Source organism: Enterobacter sp. BNK-18, from assembly GCF_047456135.1.
Lineage (GTDB): Bacteria > Pseudomonadota > Gammaproteobacteria > Enterobacterales > Enterobacteriaceae > Enterobacter > Enterobacter ludwigii.
Genome location: NZ_CP179899.1, coordinates 3,869,824 through 3,885,916 on the forward strand (window position 1 = coordinate 3,869,824; position 16,093 = coordinate 3,885,916).

The 16,093-nt window shown below is 53.1% G+C and carries 18 protein-coding genes; 10 read left to right on the forward strand and 8 right to left on the reverse strand.

Annotated features, from left to right (window positions below):
* Positions 1–167: 167 nt before the first annotated feature.
* The 8 genes from ACMGG3_RS18635 to ACMGG3_RS18670 are packed head-to-tail and all read left to right on the forward strand — an operon-like array spanning position 168 to position 6,092.
* On the forward strand, positions 168–779 hold the full coding sequence (locus ACMGG3_RS18635) for a hypothetical protein (RefSeq protein WP_025206524.1): 612 nt from the start codon (positions 168–170) through the stop codon (positions 777–779).
* Positions 780–789: 10 nt separating this feature from the next.
* Complete coding sequence (locus ACMGG3_RS18640; RefSeq protein ID WP_078775095.1) at positions 790–1,566, forward strand: AfsA-related hotdog domain-containing protein; 777 nt, start codon at positions 790–792, stop codon at positions 1,564–1,566.
* Entirely contained in the window at positions 1,559–2,392 is an 834-nt protein-coding gene (locus ACMGG3_RS18645; RefSeq protein WP_025206522.1) for a hypothetical protein, read from the forward strand. Before ACMGG3_RS18640 ends, ACMGG3_RS18645 begins: the two co-directional genes overlap by 8 nt.
* A 7-nt stretch (positions 2,393–2,399) precedes the next feature.
* Positions 2,400–2,624, forward strand: coding sequence for a tautomerase family protein (locus ACMGG3_RS18650; protein WP_025206521.1), 225 nt, complete (start codon positions 2,400–2,402; stop codon positions 2,622–2,624).
* Between the two features lie 3 nt (positions 2,625–2,627).
* Positions 2,628–3,278: an HAD family hydrolase gene (locus ACMGG3_RS18655; protein WP_025206520.1), complete on the forward strand. Its 651-nt coding sequence runs from the start codon at positions 2,628–2,630 to the stop codon at positions 3,276–3,278.
* Positions 3,279–3,299: 21 nt separating this feature from the next.
* Positions 3,300–4,520, forward strand: a complete 1,221-nt coding sequence (locus tag ACMGG3_RS18660) for an MFS transporter (protein ID WP_025206519.1) — start codon at positions 3,300–3,302, stop codon at positions 4,518–4,520.
* Positions 4,507–4,920, forward strand: a complete 414-nt coding sequence (locus tag ACMGG3_RS18665; protein ID WP_025206518.1) for a carboxymuconolactone decarboxylase family protein — start codon at positions 4,507–4,509, stop codon at positions 4,918–4,920. The genes ACMGG3_RS18660 and ACMGG3_RS18665 overlap by 14 nt, the downstream gene beginning before the upstream one ends.
* On the forward strand, positions 4,917–6,092 hold the full coding sequence (locus ACMGG3_RS18670; protein ID WP_078775092.1) for an acetyl-CoA C-acetyltransferase: 1,176 nt from the start codon (positions 4,917–4,919) through the stop codon (positions 6,090–6,092). The genes ACMGG3_RS18665 and ACMGG3_RS18670 overlap by 4 nt, the downstream gene beginning before the upstream one ends.
* A 65-nt stretch (positions 6,093–6,157) precedes the next feature.
* Here the strand turns inward: ACMGG3_RS18670 and ACMGG3_RS18675 are convergent, their stop codons facing one another.
* A complete protein-coding gene (locus tag ACMGG3_RS18675) occupies positions 6,158–7,156 on the reverse strand; it encodes an aldo/keto reductase (protein ID WP_219372566.1) in 999 nt (332 codons plus the stop codon).
* A gap of 206 nt (positions 7,157–7,362) precedes the next feature.
* Here ACMGG3_RS18675 and nepI point away from each other — a divergent pair, with 206 nt between their 5' ends.
* Positions 7,363–8,553, forward strand: a complete 1,191-nt coding sequence (nepI, locus tag ACMGG3_RS18680) for a purine ribonucleoside efflux pump NepI (RefSeq protein WP_014168003.1) — start codon at positions 7,363–7,365, stop codon at positions 8,551–8,553.
* A gap of 39 nt (positions 8,554–8,592) precedes the next feature.
* Here nepI and ACMGG3_RS18685 read toward each other — a convergent pair whose 3' ends face one another.
* The 6 genes from ACMGG3_RS18685 to ACMGG3_RS18710 all read right to left on the reverse strand — a co-directional run bounded on the left by ACMGG3_RS18685 (position 8,593) and on the right by ACMGG3_RS18710 (position 14,522).
* Positions 8,593–9,498 carry a DMT family transporter gene (locus tag ACMGG3_RS18685; protein ID WP_020882723.1) on the reverse strand — a complete coding sequence of 302 codons (906 nt, stop codon included), beginning with the start codon at positions 9,496–9,498 and terminating at the stop codon, positions 8,593–8,595.
* Between the two features lie 152 nt (positions 9,499–9,650).
* Positions 9,651–11,030, reverse strand: coding sequence for a carbohydrate porin (locus ACMGG3_RS18690; RefSeq protein ID WP_014168005.1), 1,380 nt, complete (start codon positions 11,028–11,030; stop codon positions 9,651–9,653).
* A gap of 138 nt (positions 11,031–11,168) precedes the next feature.
* Positions 11,169–11,471, reverse strand: a complete 303-nt coding sequence (locus ACMGG3_RS18695; RefSeq protein WP_014168006.1) for a PTS lactose/cellobiose transporter subunit IIA — start codon at positions 11,469–11,471, stop codon at positions 11,169–11,171.
* A complete protein-coding gene (locus ACMGG3_RS18700; RefSeq protein WP_020882721.1) occupies positions 11,471–12,853 on the reverse strand; it encodes a glycoside hydrolase family 1 protein in 1,383 nt (460 codons plus the stop codon). Before ACMGG3_RS18700 ends, ACMGG3_RS18695 begins: the two co-directional genes overlap by 1 nt.
* 17 nt (positions 12,854–12,870) lie before the next feature.
* Positions 12,871–14,196, reverse strand: coding sequence for a PTS sugar transporter subunit IIC (locus tag ACMGG3_RS18705; RefSeq protein ID WP_414149368.1), 1,326 nt, complete (start codon positions 14,194–14,196; stop codon positions 12,871–12,873).
* Positions 14,197–14,207: 11 nt separating this feature from the next.
* Positions 14,208–14,522: a PTS sugar transporter subunit IIB gene (locus ACMGG3_RS18710; RefSeq protein WP_014830072.1), complete on the reverse strand. Its 315-nt coding sequence runs from the start codon at positions 14,520–14,522 to the stop codon at positions 14,208–14,210.
* A 293-nt stretch (positions 14,523–14,815) separates the two neighbouring features.
* Here ACMGG3_RS18710 and ACMGG3_RS18715 point away from each other — a divergent pair, with 293 nt between their 5' ends.
* Complete coding sequence (locus ACMGG3_RS18715; protein WP_014168010.1) at positions 14,816–15,766, forward strand: LacI family DNA-binding transcriptional regulator; 951 nt, start codon at positions 14,816–14,818, stop codon at positions 15,764–15,766.
* Between the two features lie 27 nt (positions 15,767–15,793).
* Here ACMGG3_RS18715 and ACMGG3_RS18720 read toward each other — a convergent pair whose 3' ends face one another.
* Positions 15,794–16,090, reverse strand: a complete 297-nt coding sequence (locus ACMGG3_RS18720; RefSeq protein ID WP_020882719.1) for a YicS family protein — start codon at positions 16,088–16,090, stop codon at positions 15,794–15,796.
* Between the last annotated feature and the right edge of the window lie 3 nt (positions 16,091–16,093).

Here is a 16,093-nt window from a genome sequence, read left to right on the forward strand (position 1 = left end):
AAGGTATTTCGTCTTTTTTCCATTTCGATATTACACGCTAAATGCGGGCAGTAAAACCCGTTTTAACAGTAATACCAAAAATATATTACAAATTTAACAATTCCAATTGTTTCCTATATTGATAAATTTCTACCAGAACCCTCACTCAATCAATATTCGGAGTAATTATGTCGTCTAAATATGTACTGGTATCACGCTTCCCGTTAAAAAATACTTTTACTGAGAAAGATTTTACTTCCTTAAAAAGCAATGAAAACGTTCGCTACTATTCCTGTGAAGAAAACGGTGTTAATGAACTGCTGGAACTGCGCGCTTTCAATGACATTAAAGAAATTGCGTGGGCTGAGAGTGAAATGGAATCCATGTTCCATCGTTTCTCTGCTGTTCTTTCTGCCGATATTCGTCGCGAACTGCTTAAGTTTGTTGAATCCCCAATCGATAATAAAAAGAGCTTACCCGAATCAAATTATATTCAGCTTCGTCACGTTGAGGTGCCCGCGCATAACTATCAGCAGTATCGTCAGTGGCGCGATGAAACTATCTTTAATGTGGTAAGAGATAACAAAGATAAAATCGAAAGTTTCGAAGCGTTTCATTCCCTGATCAGCGGCGTTCCTGGCGTGATGTTTATCTCCTCATTCAACGGCGATAAAGCAGAATATAAAGAAGCATTTACCAATGCGCGTTACCAGCAAATCATTCAGCAGGCCGGCGACAACTTTATCACTGGCGGCAATGACGGCCTTTATACGCGTATCTATCGTGCTTGCTGTTGTTGAGGAACAATGAATGAATTGTAAAAAGTTGGTAGTTGTTGGCGATAAATTTAATGAATTTGCCAATGGTAAAGATGTACTGACTATATCTCAGCTTGAATTATTGACTCAGATTCCTGCAAATATCATTGATAAAGAACATGAAATTATTGTTGGGCAGGGAGTACGCAAGGATTTTGCCGGGAAAGTAATTTCAAACCAGGCAAGAAACGCGATTCATGGTAATAAATTAAAAATGTGCTCTCTGGAAAAACTGGTGAGCGACAAAAAAAACGCACATTGCCATAAAAAACTGGAGCAGAACGTACTTATAGGGCCTGCGGAACAAGCTGAGCATCATCCCGACCTCTATGCGATGCCTCTGTTAATCGATGAGCGTTGCGAATTGATGGCGGATCACCAGACGGGCCAGCATATTCAGGGAATGCTCCTGGTTGAAGCCAGCCGACAGGCTTTTATCGGCGTCACCGAAGAATTTATTTACCAGCAGGAAAGCGGGCGCTATTACGTCATTAACAGCATGGCAATCAATTTCGCCAGCTTCCTGTTCCCTTTACCGGCGCTGGTCCATTTTGAATTTCTTGAAAAAGATATTAATGACCGCCGGGGGCGCTTCAAGGCTCAGGTACGCGTCACTCAGCACCAAACGCTTTGCGCGACGATGGATGTGTCGTTCACCGTCTATCCTTCCACCCTGATCGCAGAGAAAGAAAAATCTCTGGCTGAGGTTGCCATGCAGGCGACCATCGTTGAGCAGCAAGGGGTGGCGCAGGGGGTAACGCATGCCTGAATTACGTAGCCAGAAATACCGTCTGGCTGCGACCACGCAGGGGCCGCTTTACCCCCCTGCGGAGGTCATGGACGGGAAGGGAAATTTTGTCGTGGTTGGCATGGTGCCCGGGGATAACGGCCTGCAGTGGCGAAGCGTCATTGTTTCACCGGACAGCACGCTCCCGGCATTTGGGGAAATCGCGCCCTATAACGTTATGTGCGATATAGAAAAGATGCCCCAGGACGCGTTGAAGGAGATCATTCTTCATACTCTGCCTTTACCCATTCCGATGAACAACTATCGGATGATATTCGCCCCGGAACAGCGGCCTCAGGCCAATAAGGAAATGCGGCCTAGCCTGCCGCTTCATGAAGGCTATATCTCGGATTATCGCAGCAGCGATGGAAAGCGAGACATCCAGCCTATCACTCTCGCTGCCTGGCTTGAGGCAGAGGGAACCTTTGACGTCACGTTGTCCGAAGACAAGAAGCGAGCGCGATTCACGTTTTCGTTCAGGAGTCTTGTCCCGGATAGCGTTTATACCGTGATGAGTCTCAGGGAGAACGATTTAGCCTCTGAGGCGACGAGCAGGCCTGGCCCGCTGGGCATACCCAACGTATTTATAACCGACAGCGAAGGTAACGCTGAATATTGGGCAGAGTTAACCGATCCTTTTCCGGCTCCTGAGAGGAAAGGAAACAGAATTATTAACGTGGTCGTACTTTATATGAGCTCGCGTCAGAGCTACGGCGGTGCAATTGGTTTTTACGGTCTTGGAGGTGATATCCATGCCCATTTAAAACTCCAGGGCCGTTCCTTCGATGAATTTACAACTATAGAGTGAGAAAAGTATGCCGTTTGTTCATGTGATGACCTGGCCGATGAAAGATGAAAATCAAGTCATTAGGCTTCAGGAAGATATTACGTTTGCCATTCACAAAAACACGGGTGCGCCGCTGGATAAAATTTCCGTGGTGGTTTCTGAAATTCAGCCTTCCCGCTGGGCGGATGCTGGCGTGCCTGGTACGGATAAAGATTTCCCGGTTAAGAGTCGAAGAAAAAACTACGAGGAATAGGCTTTGCGTAAACACGCCGCATTTTTTGACGTTGATGAGACGCTAATAAATATTAAAAGTATGTTTGATTTCTATGACTTCTGGTGCAGGGAAAATAATCAAAACGATCGTCTTCAACGCTATATGTCTCGTTTTCGCGTCGACGTAAAAAACGGTGTGCCAAGGGAGACGCTGAACAGAGAGTATTATCGCCAGTTTAAAGGTGTGTCTTGTCGTTATCTGGAAGAAATGGGCGATGAATGGTTCAGGCGTAAGCCAGAAAACGAATTTTTTATTGAGAGTGCCGTTTCAGCACTTAAAAGCCATCAGAGACAGAACATGTACACCGTATTTATATCGGGCTCTATGCTTCCGATTCTGTCACCCATTGCGAAATATCTTGGGGTAACGGACATACTCTGTGCTCCGTTGATAATAAATGACGCAGGCGAGTTGACGGGGGAAATCGGCCTGCCCCAAACAATTGGAGCGGGTAAAAAAGACGCCCTGATGACGTTTTGCCGGGATAAGGAGATTCATCCGGCGGATTGTTATGCCTACGGTGACGATCTTTCGGATATTCCAATGCTCGAAGCCATTGGGCATCCCGTCTGTGTGGGAGAGCATTCCGCGCTTACCCGATATGCAGCAGAAAAAAATTGGCACATTATTTAAACCATTATTGAGGTAAGTAGTATGACTTCAGAACTCTCTCCGCAAAATATGACGTTAAGGTCATGGCTTGCGTTATTCATTCTGGCTATTTCAACGTTTACTATTGTCACTACCGAACTGGCGCCGGTCGGATTATTAACGCCAATCGCAGAGGGATTACGGTCTTCGGAATCCGCGGTGGGCATGACCGTGTCGCTTTATGCCTGGGTGGGGGCGTTGAGTGCGCTGTTTGCCTCCGTCTTTTTAGGCAATGTGGCTAAGAAGCGGCTTTTACTCGTGCTCACCGTGGTGCTTCTGATCTCTAACGTCATGGCCGCGACGGTAAACACCTACGGAATGCTGCTTAGTGCCCGCGTGCTGGGCGCGCTTGCACACGGTGCATTCTGGGCGATGATCGGCGCAACGGCGGTTGCCATGGTTCCTGCCAGATATATTGGTGCGGCGACGTCAATCGTATTTGGTGGCGTTTCCGCAGCAAGCGTTTTTGGCGTACCGGTTTCCAACTACATTGGTATCCACTTCGGCTGGCGGCAGGCATTTTGGCTGATGGCCGCGCTGAGCGTAATTGCCTTTGTGGGTATTAGCGTGCTTGTTCCCCAGATCGCCAGCAAAAGCGCGCTTGGCCTGGATGCGCTTAAGGGCGTGCTGAAATCGTCTACCCTGTGGAAAATTTACTCAGCAACCCTGCTGGCTGTTACGGCGCACTTTGCCGCCTTTACGTACATTGAACCCTGGCTTCACACGCAGAGTTTACTGTCCACCGCCTTTATTCCCGCCGTGCTTTTTGTTTACGGCATCGCGGGTCTGGCCGGTAATTTCCTGACCGGCGTGATGATTGATAAGTATCTCAAGCTGACGGTTTCGCTGTCTGTACTGCTGATCTGTGCAGTGCTGCTGTTCCTGGGCCTGTCAGGTTCCTCGCTCTCTGCTGCGCTGATATTCACCAGCATGATTATCTGGGGCGTTGCCGTGTCAGGAATATTTGTCGGCTTCCAGACGTGGGTTTTACGTATGGCTGAAGATAAAGCCTTCCCGGCCTCCGCAATCTACGTTTCGTTTTTCAATACCGCCATTGGTATCGGCGCGTCGGTTGGTGCCTGGATGGTTTCATCATTTTCAATGCCGCTCCTGTATATCGTCGCCGGCACGGCTATCGGCCTGTCCGTTCTGCTTGTCGCGGTTATTCCTGCAACCTTGACCGCAAAACAATCCCGTATGGAGAAATCTTATGAGTCAAATTAATGACCGCACGCGCTATGGCAGAGAGATCATGGACCGTCTTGAAGCAGGGCTCGCGGATAAAGTCACCCGCCGCCTGAGCGAACTGGACCCGGGCCTGCCCGCCCTGATAACCGACTATGCGTTTGGGGATGTGGTGGGACGTCCGGGACTGGAACTCAAAACGCGCGAAATGCTGACTGTCGCCTCGCTTGTGACTCTGGGTAATGCTATGCCGCAGCTGGAACTGCACATGAGAGGCGCGCTCAACACCGGCGTGACGCCGGAAGAGCTGCTTGAAATTGTGATACAGATGGCGGTGTATGCCGGCGTTCCCGCCTGTATGAACGGTCTTACCGCCTACCGCGCGGCAATCGCTGCGACGGGTCATACGTTGCCGGGACTGAAAGGGAGTGACGCATGAGCGAGGTTGTCATTATTGCAGCCCGCCGCACGGCGACGGGCGCATTTCTGGGCGCGCTTGCGGAGCATTCCGCCGCTGACCTGGGAAGCCGGGTCATTCAGGCGCTCCTGAAAGAATCTGGCGTAGAGGCCAGTAATATCTCTCAGGTCATTATGGGTCAGGTTCTTACGGCGGGGTGTGGCCAGAACCCGGCGCGGCAGTCGGCTCTGAATGCCGGATTACCCGTTGAAACGCAATGTCTGACGATCAATAAAGTGTGCGGTTCCGGGCTTAAGGCAGTCCATCTTGGCATGCAGGCGCTGCAGACGGGTGAGGCTGAGTTTGTGATCGCCGGGGGTCAGGAGAGCATGTCCAACGCGCCGCATATCGCCATGACGTCGCGTAGCGGAACGCGGCTGGGCGATATCACTCTCAAAGATAGCCTGGTTTCTGACGGGCTATGGGATGCCTTCAACGATTATCATATGGGTATCACCGCAGAAAACGTTGCGACCGAGTTTGGTATCAGCCGCGAAATGCAGGACGAATATGCCCTTGTCTCTCACCACAATGCGCTTGAAGCGCAGGCGCGCGGCATTTTTGAGCGCGAAATTGTTCCGGTTGAATGGCTGACGCGAAAAGGCGAAACGATCAGCGTGGAGAGGGACGAAGGGCCGCGTGCAACCAGTATTGATAAATTGACGAAGCTGAGGCCAGTCTTCCGAAAAGAGGGAACGGTGACGGCGGGAAATGCTTCATCGCTGAATGACGGTGCCGCTGCGGTGCTGCTTTGTACGCGTGATACCGCCGAAGCGCGTGGCTTGCCGGTTCTGGCGTCGCTGGGCGTGTTTACCCATTCCGGTGTCCAGCCGGCATTAATGGGCGCAGCCCCGATCCAGGCCATTGCCGACTGCCTTTCCCGCTCGGGATGGACGCCTGAGGATGTCGATCATCTTGAATCCAACGAAGCGTTTGCCGCTCAGGCGCTGGCGGTGATTCAGCAGGCTGGGATTTCCCCGGATCGTATCAATCCTTACGGCGGGGCAATCGCGCTTGGGCATGCGATAGGCGCATCCGGCTGCCGGATTTTGGTGACGCTGGTTCATGCCCTGGTCCGTAATGACGGCAAGTGTGGCGTCGCCGCGCTGTGTGTAGGCGGTGGGGAAGGCGTCGCGTTGAGCGTTTATCGCTAACGGCACGGCGTATCCGATATAAAAAAACCGGGAAAACCCGGTTTTTTTATTTTCATGATGAGGTATCAGGCGTTCACGCCCTTCATACCCTCGGCAGAATAGCGATCGCCTTTAATCGCTATCCGGCGATGCAGGTTGTTCAATGATTCAATATCGCTCTTCTCAAGCTCAATGTTGGCAGCGTGCGCGTTCTCGGCCAGATAGCCGGTGTGCTTAGTGCCCGGGATGGGAACCAGCCGATCGTATTGCGCTAACAGCCAGGCAAGGGCAATCTGACCCGCGGTACAGCCGTATTTCGCCGCCAGCGGGTGGATGACATCGAGCAGCTGGCGATTATGATCGAGGCTGGACTGCATAAAGCGCTCGTTATTTTTACGGAAATCACCCTCTGCAAATTCGCTATTGTTCAGGTATTTTCCCGTCAGGAAGCCTCTGCCAAGAGGCGAGTAGGGCACCAGACCAATGCCTAACGTTTTCACGACCGGCAGAATGCTTTCCTCGATATCGCGTGTCCACAGAGAATATTCCGTTTGCAGCGCGGTGACCGGATGTACCGCATGGGCCCGTTGCAGCGTTGACGCCGACACTTCGCAAAGGCCGATGTGGTTGATCTTGCCCTCTTTCACAAGGGTGCGTAGACAATCCATACTCTCTTCGACCGGGGTGGTGTTACTCAGTCTGTGTAGATAAAAGAGGTCGATTCGCTCCACGCCAAGCCGCTTGAGGGACTCATTACAGCAGCGGATGATATAGTCAGGCGTATTGTTGATGGTGCGAGCATAAGACTCGTCGGGAGAGCGATCGATGCCGCATTTCGTGGCTATTTTGAACTGCTCGCGAGTGCTTTTATCCAGCCCGGCAAGAAAATGACCGATTAGTCTTTCATTATGACCACGGCCATATAAATTTGCGGTATCAATAAACGTCACGTTCAGATCGATAAGGCTATGCAATACCCGCAGCGAGGCGTTGTCATCAGTCTGGCCATAAAATTCACTCAGACCCATGGCACCGTAGCCGACGGCACTGACGGTAAGATTTTGAGATAAATTACGTGTTTTCATAGTTTCTCCTTTTCAGACGCTATGATTGTTTCACCTCAAATGTGGATACTGAATTTTCATTTTCGTTATGCAGAAAAGGTATCAGTCGACGACGCGCTCTCTTCAGGCTCATTAAAAACGACAAAAGTTGTCAAATCGTTAAATCCGTCACACTTTTGATGATAAACTGCGCGACTTTTCCGCACGTTTTTATCTCAGGTGACGCCATGACAGAACACATTCAGCCCACGCCCAGACCGCAGACCCAGGAGGTCACTCGCCCCAACTGGTCGGCGGTTTTCTCCGTGGCATTTTGCGTTGCCTGCCTGATTACCGTTGAGTTTCTGCCGGTGAGCCTGCTGACGCCGATGGCACAGGATCTGGGCATTTCCGAAGGCGTGGCGGGGCAGTCCGTCACCGTGACCGCCTTTGTGGCGATGTTCGCGAGCCTGTTTATTACCCAGGTGATCGGCACCATCGACCGCCGCAAAGTGGTCATTCTGTTCAGCGTGCTGCTGACGCTCTCCTGCCTGCTGGTCTCCTTTGCCAATAACTTCACCTTGCTGCTGCTGGGTCGCGCCTGTCTGGGGCTGGGATTAGGCGGCTTCTGGGCGATGTCGGCCTCGCTCACCATGCGTCTGGTTCCCGCGCGCACCGTGCCGAAAGCCCTCTCCGTGATCTTTGGTGCTGTTTCGATTGCGCTGGTCATAGCTGCGCCGTTGGGCAGTTTCCTTGGCGGGATCATCGGCTGGCGCAACGTCTTTAACGCTGCCGCGGTGATGGGGGGGCTATGCATTCTCTGGGTCTGGAAAGCGCTGCCGTCTTTACCGGGGGAAGCGGCACATCATAAACAGAATATGTTCAGTCTGCTGAAGCGCCCGGGCGTGCTGGCGGGGATGACCGCCATCTTTATGGCATTTGCCGGACAGTTTGCCTTCTTCACCTATATCCGCCCGGTATTCATGAACATGGCCGGGTTTGATGTGGATGGCCTGACGCTGGTGCTCCTGAGCTTCGGTATCGCCAGCTTTGTCGGTACCTCGCTGTCGTCCCCGTTCCTGAAGCGTTCTCTGAAAGTGGCGCTGGCGGGCGCGCCGCTGGTGCTGGCAATTAGCGCTGCGGTATTGGTGCTGTGGGGCAGCGATAAGTGGGTTGCGTCGGCGATTGCGATTATCTGGGGCTTTGCTTTTGCGCTGGTGCCGGTGGGCTGGTCGACGTGGATCACCCGCTCGCTCGCCGATCAGGCGGAAAAAGCCGGGTCGATTCAGGTCGCGGTGATCCAGCTGGCGAACACCTGCGGTGCGGCGATCGGCGGCGTTGCGCTGGACCATCTGGGGCTGACGTCACCGCTGGTGATTTCAGGAACCCTGATGTTGCTGACGGCGCTGCTGGTGGCGAGTAAGGTGAAAGCAAAATAAGTAAATCCCCTCTTCCCACAGGGAAGAGGGGATATCAGGCTACGCCGATGTCTGAACCCGTCTTCTCGAATCCATCGAAATCAGCACCACCGACGACACAATCAGCAGCGTGCCCAGCCAGTCCGGCAGCGTAAACGCCACCCCAAGCAAAATCACCGACAGCAGGGCGCTGCTCAGCGGCTCGGCACAGCTCAGAATGCTCGCCTTCGGCCCGCCAATCATCTGCGCGCCTTTCAGATACAGGCTGAACGTCAGCGCCGTGCCAATCACCACCAGATAGAAAAACGCCAGCAGCAGGCTGCCATCAATCACGAAGGTGGTCCCGCGTCCGGCGTAGAATGGCGTCAGCACGACCCCCGCGATTAACATACTCCAGCCAACAATCGGCAGCGTGCCGTAGCGGGCGATAAGCGTCGACGGGTAGGTCGTATAAAACGCGGCGGCAAAGGCCGAGGCGATACCGAAGAACAGGGCGGCAGGGGAGATGGAGAGCGAGGTTGGATCGCCGTGGGTGACCAGCAGGAAGGTGCCGACAAGTGACGTCAAAATGGCGGATAAAACAAACACGCCGGGACGTTTTTTCCTCGCCAGCGCGAACCAGGCGACAATGATCGTTGGCGAGAGAAACTGCAGCACGGTGGCCGTCGCCGCGTTGGATTTTTCAATCGTCAGCAGGAAGGTGAGCTGGACGGTGAGCGCACCAACCAGCGAGAAAAACAGCAGGCTGAGGGCGTCTTTACGATGTTTGATGACCGAGAAAATCTTGTCGCCATGCACGAAGGAGAGGGTCAGCAAGATGACGCCGGTAAACAGCAGGCGAATCATCGTCAGGTAAGGGGACGAGATCTGGCTTTTCTCCATGATGTACTGCGCGCAAACCCCTGAGCTGCCCCATAAAACGGCGGCGATCAGAACGTTGAGCATTCCTTTACGTGTGGAACCCATGTTCTCCCCTGTTATGTTGGTTTTTGTGTAGCATAACATGGGTCTTGCCGGGTGCGGTGTGGCCTGATGCCCTCACCCCGGCCCTCTCCCACGGGGAGAGGGTGCAAACACGAAAAACGGCAACGTGCGTTGCCGTTTTGCTTTTACCTTGCTTAGAACCACGCTTCCCACATCGCGCCGACGTTGAAATCATCCAGCGTCTCATCTTTTGTACCGTTCACACGGGCGGTGCGTTCGTTATCCACTTTGCCGCCGGTCACGTAGAAGCGCAGCATTGGGCGGAACTCTGGCCCCATGGCGATAGACATGTTCTGCGACAGGGTCAGCTTCCAGCCTTTGTTATCACCGCCATTGTCGTAATCCACGTGCTGCCAGCCCGCTTCCAGCCAGGTGGAGTGAACGTCGTTCCACCAGTGCATCGGACGCACGATGGCGTTGTAGTTCTTACGGTTGTCGGTTTTATCGCGGCTGTTGTCGTAGTCGTGGAAGGCGAGGATGTACTCCACCTGCGTGGCCTGGGTGAATTTGTACAGCCCTTCGAAGCTGGCGTAGACCGTGGTCAGATCTTCGGTTTTGTTGAATACGCTGTTATCCGCGTTATCAGAATAACGGGCAATCACCTTATTCACGCCGCTGTCGTTGGTGTGGCTCAGCACCACGCCGCCCTGCCAGGCCTTCAGACGCTCTTCACTCTCAATGGCTTTGGAGTCAAAACCGTAGTTCGCGTACAGCTCCAGATCCAGCGGGCCGACTTTCATGCCGTGGATTTTTGAGGTCGCAGCGTAGTTACCTTTGTCGCCCGTGCCGGAACCGCCGGTACAGGTAATGCGCGACGGGTTCGCCTCATCTTCCATCACTTCCGGACTACAGGATTCCACCGCGGCCACCGCGGCAACGTCAAACTGCACGCCGCCGATGTCGAAGTTCTTCACCCCGGCACCCTGGCCGTCGTGGTTCATCCAGAAGTAATCGTTGATACCCTGCTGTGGACGCTGGTGGAAGTCACGGCCGGCCCAGAAATAGGCGTTCGGGTTGGAGGCCATAATGTTGGTCACACCGGCATAGGCTTTTTTCAGGTTAACTTCGTCGCCCCAGTGGTCGATCATCACGTTGATGTCCCAGATGGCACCGTTGTCGCCCTTGAAGGCTTTGGAGAGCTGGAATTCACCGCCGTTGCCTTCGTTACCCAGACGACCGATTGCGGATGCACCGTTATAGGAACCGTCTACTGCCACGTATTTCTGGTCGGCTGCCTGGAAGTGCGCGCCGTAGCGGGCATAGCCGGTAAATTTAACCCCAAACGGAATCGCGAGGTCCGGTGATTGCGCCGCGCTTTGCGGTTCGGTGACCACGTCCGCTTTTTTCGCGACGGCGGCGTCCATTTTGGCCTGACGTTCGGCCAGCGCTTTGTCTACCGCTTTCGCCACGATGGCGTCGATTTGCTCTTGCGTAAATTCTTGTGCGAGTACAGAAATTGGGCAAAGCGCGGCGACAACCGCCATGGTTAATGGAAGTTTTTTAATATAATTCATGGTTATCTCAATATAGTTTAATTTTATTCAGACAATAACCATCCCGCTCCGATCTGACAGAGTTTGTCGCTATCATCAGAACAAGTGGATTTCTATTTTAGGTACAGAGTGATTACATTAACGTTTTTTCGCCATACATTATCTCTGATATAAATGGATTATTTCTTCGGATAATTCACGTGCCAGCAGGGAATTCATTAAATGATCCTGCGCGTGAACCATTATTAAGGTCATCGGCTGGCGGGCTTCGCCCGCATCCTGTTCGATCAATTTGGTCTGCATTTTGTGCGCCTGGCGCGCGTAGCCATCGGCTTCGCGCAGCAGGCTTTTGGCTTCGTCAAGGTTGCCCTGACGCGCCGCGTGCAGGGCTTCAAAGCACAGGCTACGCGACTGACCGGCGTTGACGATAATTTCCATTACGGCTTCTTCTAATGCGATCATTACACTGACTCTCTGTCAAAACTGTTATTTAATGCGGTGGCGGCAAACCACTCGCCGCTTTTCTTGATGGTGCGCTGCTGGGTAGTTAAATCGAGCTGGATAAATCCGTAGCGATTTTTATACGCGTTACACCACGACCAGTTATCAATAAATGTCCACATATGGTAGCCAAGACACTGGCACCCTTCGCTAATACCTTTATGTAGCCAGGCCAAATGTTCGGAAATAAAATCGATGCGGTATTGATCGTTTATCTGACCATTCTCAATAAAGCGCTGTTCATTTTCGACACCCATACCGTTCTCAGAAATAAAACAGCGTGGGTTACCGTAATTGTCGCGCAGGTTAATCAGAATATCGTAAATACCCGGCTCATAAATTTCCCAGCCACGGTATGGATTCATCTTGCGGCCAGGCATTTCGTAATTATCAAAGAACCACTCCGGCATAAACGGTGCCTGTGGGTTCACCGCACTGTCACGGCATTTCACGCGACGCGGCTGATAATAGTTAATGCCGAGCAGGTCGATTTTTCCTTCCGCAATCAGGAAACTGTCTTCCGGTTTGCAGGCGGGGAGCTGATCGTAAGATTTCAGCAACGCCACCAGGTCCGCCGGGTATTCGCCGCGCAGGACGGGGTCAAGGAAGCTGCGGTTAAACATCAGGTCCGCAATGTGTGCCGCTTTGACGTCAGCCGGGTTTTGCGAGCGCGGATAGGACGGCGTCAGGTTCAGTACGATACCGATCTCCCCAGCGTAGTGCCCGGCACGGTAAGCACGTACCGCCTGCGCATGCGCCAGCACGGTGTGATATGCCACGGTGGCCGCACGACGAAAATCCACCACGTTGGGATAGTGGAAATCGTACAGATAGCCGCCTTCCACCGGCACAATCGGCTCGTTGAAGGTAAACCAGTGCAGCACGCGATCGCCAAACAGATCGAAGCAAATCTGCGCATAACGGGCGTAAGCGTCCACCACGTTGCGGTTTTCCCAGCCGCCAATCTCCTGCATCGCCATCGGCATGTCGAAGTGGAACAGGGTGATAAACGGGGTAATACCCTGTTCAATCAGCTCATCAATGACCTGATGATAAAAATCGACCGCTTCCGGGTTCACTTCACCGATACCGTCGGGGATCAGGCGCGCCCAGCTAATCGAGGTGCGAAAGCTGTTGTGGTTCAGCTGCTTTAACAGCTGAATGTCCGTTTTCCAGTGTTGATAAAACGTGGAGGTGTGCTGCGGTCCCACGCCATTATGAAAACGGTTTGGCTCGCGGGCAAACCAGTAATCCCAGGTGGTTTCACCCTCTCGTGTCCCTTCGGTCTGGAGGGCGGAGCTTGCGCTGCCCCACCAGAAATTATCGGGAAATGCGTATTTCATGACCTTTCCTCTTTGACTTAATGACTTGCTGTTTCAGCGGCACCGACGGTTGCCTGGGCTTTCTGCTCTTCGTTTTTTATCAACGTACGCTCGTAAGCACGCAGGAACGGCAGGTACATCAGCGCTGACATCACCATACACACCAGACACATCACCACCGGGCTCAACGCCCAGTTTGCCGCCCACGATGCGCCAATAGGGGCCGGGGTCGTCCACGGGGTTAACGACACCACCTGTGCCAGCCAGCCCATTTTGGTGGCGCCGTACGCCAGGCAGGCGTTCACCAGCGGAACAAACACGAACGGGATAAACAGCATTGGGTTCATGATGATTGGCGCGCCGAACAGAATCGGTTCGTTGATGTTAAAGAAGCTGGGCACAACGCCCATTTTGCCGATGGTGCGCAGGTGTGTGACGCGGCTGCGTAGCAGCAGGAAGGCCAGCGGAAGCGTGGAGCCGACGCCGCCAATCAGCAGGTAGTGGTCCCAGAAACCCTGCAGGTAAACGTGTGGCAGCGCTGCACCAGCCGCCAGTGCCGCCTGGTTTGCGGACAGGTTGGCCATCCAGAACGGGTTCATGATGCCGGTGACAATCAGCGAGCCGTGGATACCGGCAAACCAGAAGATCTGGCACAGCAGCACGGAGAGCAGAATGGCAGGCAGGGAGTCAGATGCAGAGACCAGCGGTTCCAGCAGGTGCATAATCGTCTGCGGGATAATCATCCCGGTTTGTGCTTCGATAAACAGGTTCAGCGGGTGCAGGGTACCGATCACCACCATGACCGGGATCAGGATCTCAAACGAACGCGCCACACCGGTCGGCACTTCTTTCGGCAGACGGATGGTCACGTTGTTCTGCTTCAGCCACGCATACACGCGGGTGGAGTAGATGGCGGTGATCAGCGCGGTGAAAATCCCCTGGCCGGAGAGGTACTGGGTCGAGATCTTGCCGTCGGCATACGGAGCCGCCACCAGCAGGAAGGCCATAAAGGCCAGCAGACCGGACATCACCGGATCGAGGTTAAACTGACGCCCCAGGCTTGCACCAATCCCCACCGAAATGAAGAACGTCATCACGCCCATGCTGAGGTTGAACGGCAGCATCAGCTGTTCACGGTAAGTCTGGGAGAAATCCAGCCAGCCGCGGGCAAAGCTGTTTGTCGTATCCGCGGAGAAGGGCGGGAAGATGAACACCAGCATAAACGAGCCGATGATCATAAACGGCAGCGCGGCGGTAAAGCCGTCGCGGATGGCAATCACATACTTTTGCTGGCCGAGCTTCGCGGCCAGCGGGGTAATTGACTGCTCAATAACCGCGACCATTGATTGATATAACGAACTCATGTGAACACCTTTTAGTGTGCCGCTTCGATGAGCGACAGAGCATAGTCCAGTACTTTATCGCCACGTTGCATACCGTAATCCATCATGTCGATGGGTTGGACCGGGATGCCCTTTGTAGCCGCCTTGTCTGAGAGTGTCTGTAACATGTACTTCACCTGGGGTCCGAGAAGGACAACCTGGTACTGCGGAAACTGCGTATCAAATTCGGAAACGCCATACGCGTCTATTTTTACCGGCAACCCGCGCTCTTTCGCGACATCGACCATTTTGCTGACCAGCAGGCTGGTGGACATCCCGGCAGAGCAACACAGCATAATCTTGAACATCGACAACCATCCTCTAAATGTAAAAAGTTATTGCGAGGATGATTGGACATTATACGGAAACCGGTTTCCATTTATAAAAGGCAGAAGTGTGACAACCATCAAGATCCACTACTTATGACGCTAATTAACCAGATGCATGTCACATAATTTGCGCGTTTTGACATCATTTTGAGTTGAAATGGAAAATCGGTTTCCATGAAAAACGGAAAAGGATATACTCCATTCTGGCTATAATATGAGCCGTAGCGGTGATGGAATTTGCAGGTGCGAAGTAAGCCTGCCAGGGGAAAGAGATGTCGACAATCAATGATGTATCACGTCTTGCCGGGGTGTCTAAAGCCACGGTATCGCGAGTGTTGAGTGGGTCGCGTGGCGTAAAGGAAGCCAGCCGCCAGGCCGTTTTAAAAGCGGTTGATGAACTGAACTACCGGCCCAATGTAATTGCGCAGTCGCTGCTGAGCCAGTCGACGGGGTGTATTGGGGTGATTTGCGCGCAGGAGAATATTAACCAGACCACCGGTTATCTTTACGCGCTGGAAAAGCACCTCAGCCAGCATCAAAAACATCTGCTGTTGCGCTTCGCGCATACCAAAGCGGAAGTGATGCACGCCCTGGAAGAACTTTCCTGTGGGTTATGTGATGACATCCTGGTGATTGGCGCGCGTTTCCCGCTGGACGTCGAGATGGACAATGTCATCCTCGTTGACTGCATGGAGTCCGATAATTCCAACAGCATCCAGTTCGATCACGCCTTTGCCGCCGAAACCGCCTGTAACTATCTGACCAGCCAGGGGCGACGCCAGATAGCCCTGATCCATCCGCAAGGCAGCGGTTTCGCCGACCAGGTGTTGCTGGGCTATAAACACGCGCTGGAGAAAAATTTCCTGCCCTTTAATCGCAACCTCGTCTTTATGGATGCCACCTCCTCATCCGTTGCGCTGCAGGAGTTGCTTAACAATGCGAGCACGCTGAATTTTAACGCGCTGCTGGTGGCGGACGAACAGGAAGCTCAGCGGGTGATCCCGCAGCTGCAGGCGTTTAATAAATCCGTGCCGGACGACATTATGGTCTTTAGCCTTGCCGGATCGCTGCATCTGCCGGGTATCCCGGTGATCCCGGCCATTGAATACTCGATGGATGCTATGGCGGCACGTATTGTGGGCTGGCTGACGGAGAAAACGCAGATGCTGGGGTCCTATGTTCTGCGCGGGGATTTGATTATTCCGGATGTACGAAAGCGCTAAAAAAAAGCGTGAAGCCCGGCTTCACGCTTAATAATCTTCCATACAATCTACCTGACTGACCGCGTCCCAGTAAGCATCCAGATTGTCGCGCTTCACGGCCGTGATGGCGTTTTTGATCAACAGTTGATTGGCCTCAGACGACAAAATCATCGCCTGCCAGGCTTTATCGCTCTGCTTTTTCTGGGGCGTGCAGGCCTTCTTCACATCTTTAAGGATCTGCTGCTTTATCTGGGCCTCTTTCACGGGATCGTCTTTTTCCTGGGCATGGACAAACGCGGCGAAGAGCAGACAAACGAGCAGGCAAACCAGGTGTGCAGCTTTCATCAA

What these genes read in the sequence shown, in the direction of transcription:
- ACMGG3_RS18635 (WP_025206524.1), top strand. Translation starts at nt 168, where the DNA reads ATGTCGTCTAAATATGTACTGGTATCACGCTTCCCGTTAAAAAATACT.
- ACMGG3_RS18640 (WP_078775095.1), top strand. Translation starts at nt 790, where the DNA reads ATGAATTGTAAAAAGTTGGTAGTTGTTGGCGATAAATTTAATGAATTT.
- ACMGG3_RS18645 (WP_025206522.1), top strand. Translation starts at nt 1,559, where the DNA reads ATGCCTGAATTACGTAGCCAGAAATACCGTCTGGCTGCGACCACGCAG.
- ACMGG3_RS18650 (WP_025206521.1), top strand. Translation starts at nt 2,400, where the DNA reads ATGCCGTTTGTTCATGTGATGACCTGGCCGATGAAAGATGAAAATCAA.
- ACMGG3_RS18660 (WP_025206519.1), top strand. Translation starts at nt 3,300, where the DNA reads ATGACTTCAGAACTCTCTCCGCAAAATATGACGTTAAGGTCATGGCTT.
- ACMGG3_RS18665 (WP_025206518.1), top strand. Translation starts at nt 4,507, where the DNA reads ATGAGTCAAATTAATGACCGCACGCGCTATGGCAGAGAGATCATGGAC.
- ACMGG3_RS18670 (WP_078775092.1), top strand. Translation starts at nt 4,917, where the DNA reads ATGAGCGAGGTTGTCATTATTGCAGCCCGCCGCACGGCGACGGGCGCA.
- ACMGG3_RS18675 (WP_219372566.1), bottom strand. Translation starts at nt 7,156, where the DNA reads ATGAAAACACGTAATTTATCTCAAAATCTTACCGTCAGTGCCGTCGGC.
- nepI (WP_014168003.1), top strand. Translation starts at nt 7,363, where the DNA reads ATGACAGAACACATTCAGCCCACGCCCAGACCGCAGACCCAGGAGGTC.
- ACMGG3_RS18685 (WP_020882723.1), bottom strand. Translation starts at nt 9,498, where the DNA reads ATGGGTTCCACACGTAAAGGAATGCTCAACGTTCTGATCGCCGCCGTT.
- ACMGG3_RS18690 (WP_014168005.1), bottom strand. Translation starts at nt 11,030, where the DNA reads ATGAATTATATTAAAAAACTTCCATTAACCATGGCGGTTGTCGCCGCG.
- ACMGG3_RS18695 (WP_014168006.1), bottom strand. Translation starts at nt 11,471, where the DNA reads ATGATCGCATTAGAAGAAGCCGTAATGGAAATTATCGTCAACGCCGGT.
- ACMGG3_RS18700 (WP_020882721.1), bottom strand. Translation starts at nt 12,853, where the DNA reads ATGAAATACGCATTTCCCGATAATTTCTGGTGGGGCAGCGCAAGCTCC.
- ACMGG3_RS18705 (WP_414149368.1), bottom strand. Translation starts at nt 14,196, where the DNA reads ATGAGTTCGTTATATCAATCAATGGTCGCGGTTATTGAGCAGTCAATT.
- ACMGG3_RS18710 (WP_014830072.1), bottom strand. Translation starts at nt 14,522, where the DNA reads ATGTTCAAGATTATGCTGTGTTGCTCTGCCGGGATGTCCACCAGCCTG.
- ACMGG3_RS18715 (WP_014168010.1), top strand. Translation starts at nt 14,816, where the DNA reads ATGTCGACAATCAATGATGTATCACGTCTTGCCGGGGTGTCTAAAGCC.
- ACMGG3_RS18720 (WP_020882719.1), bottom strand. Translation starts at nt 16,090, where the DNA reads ATGAAAGCTGCACACCTGGTTTGCCTGCTCGTTTGTCTGCTCTTCGCC.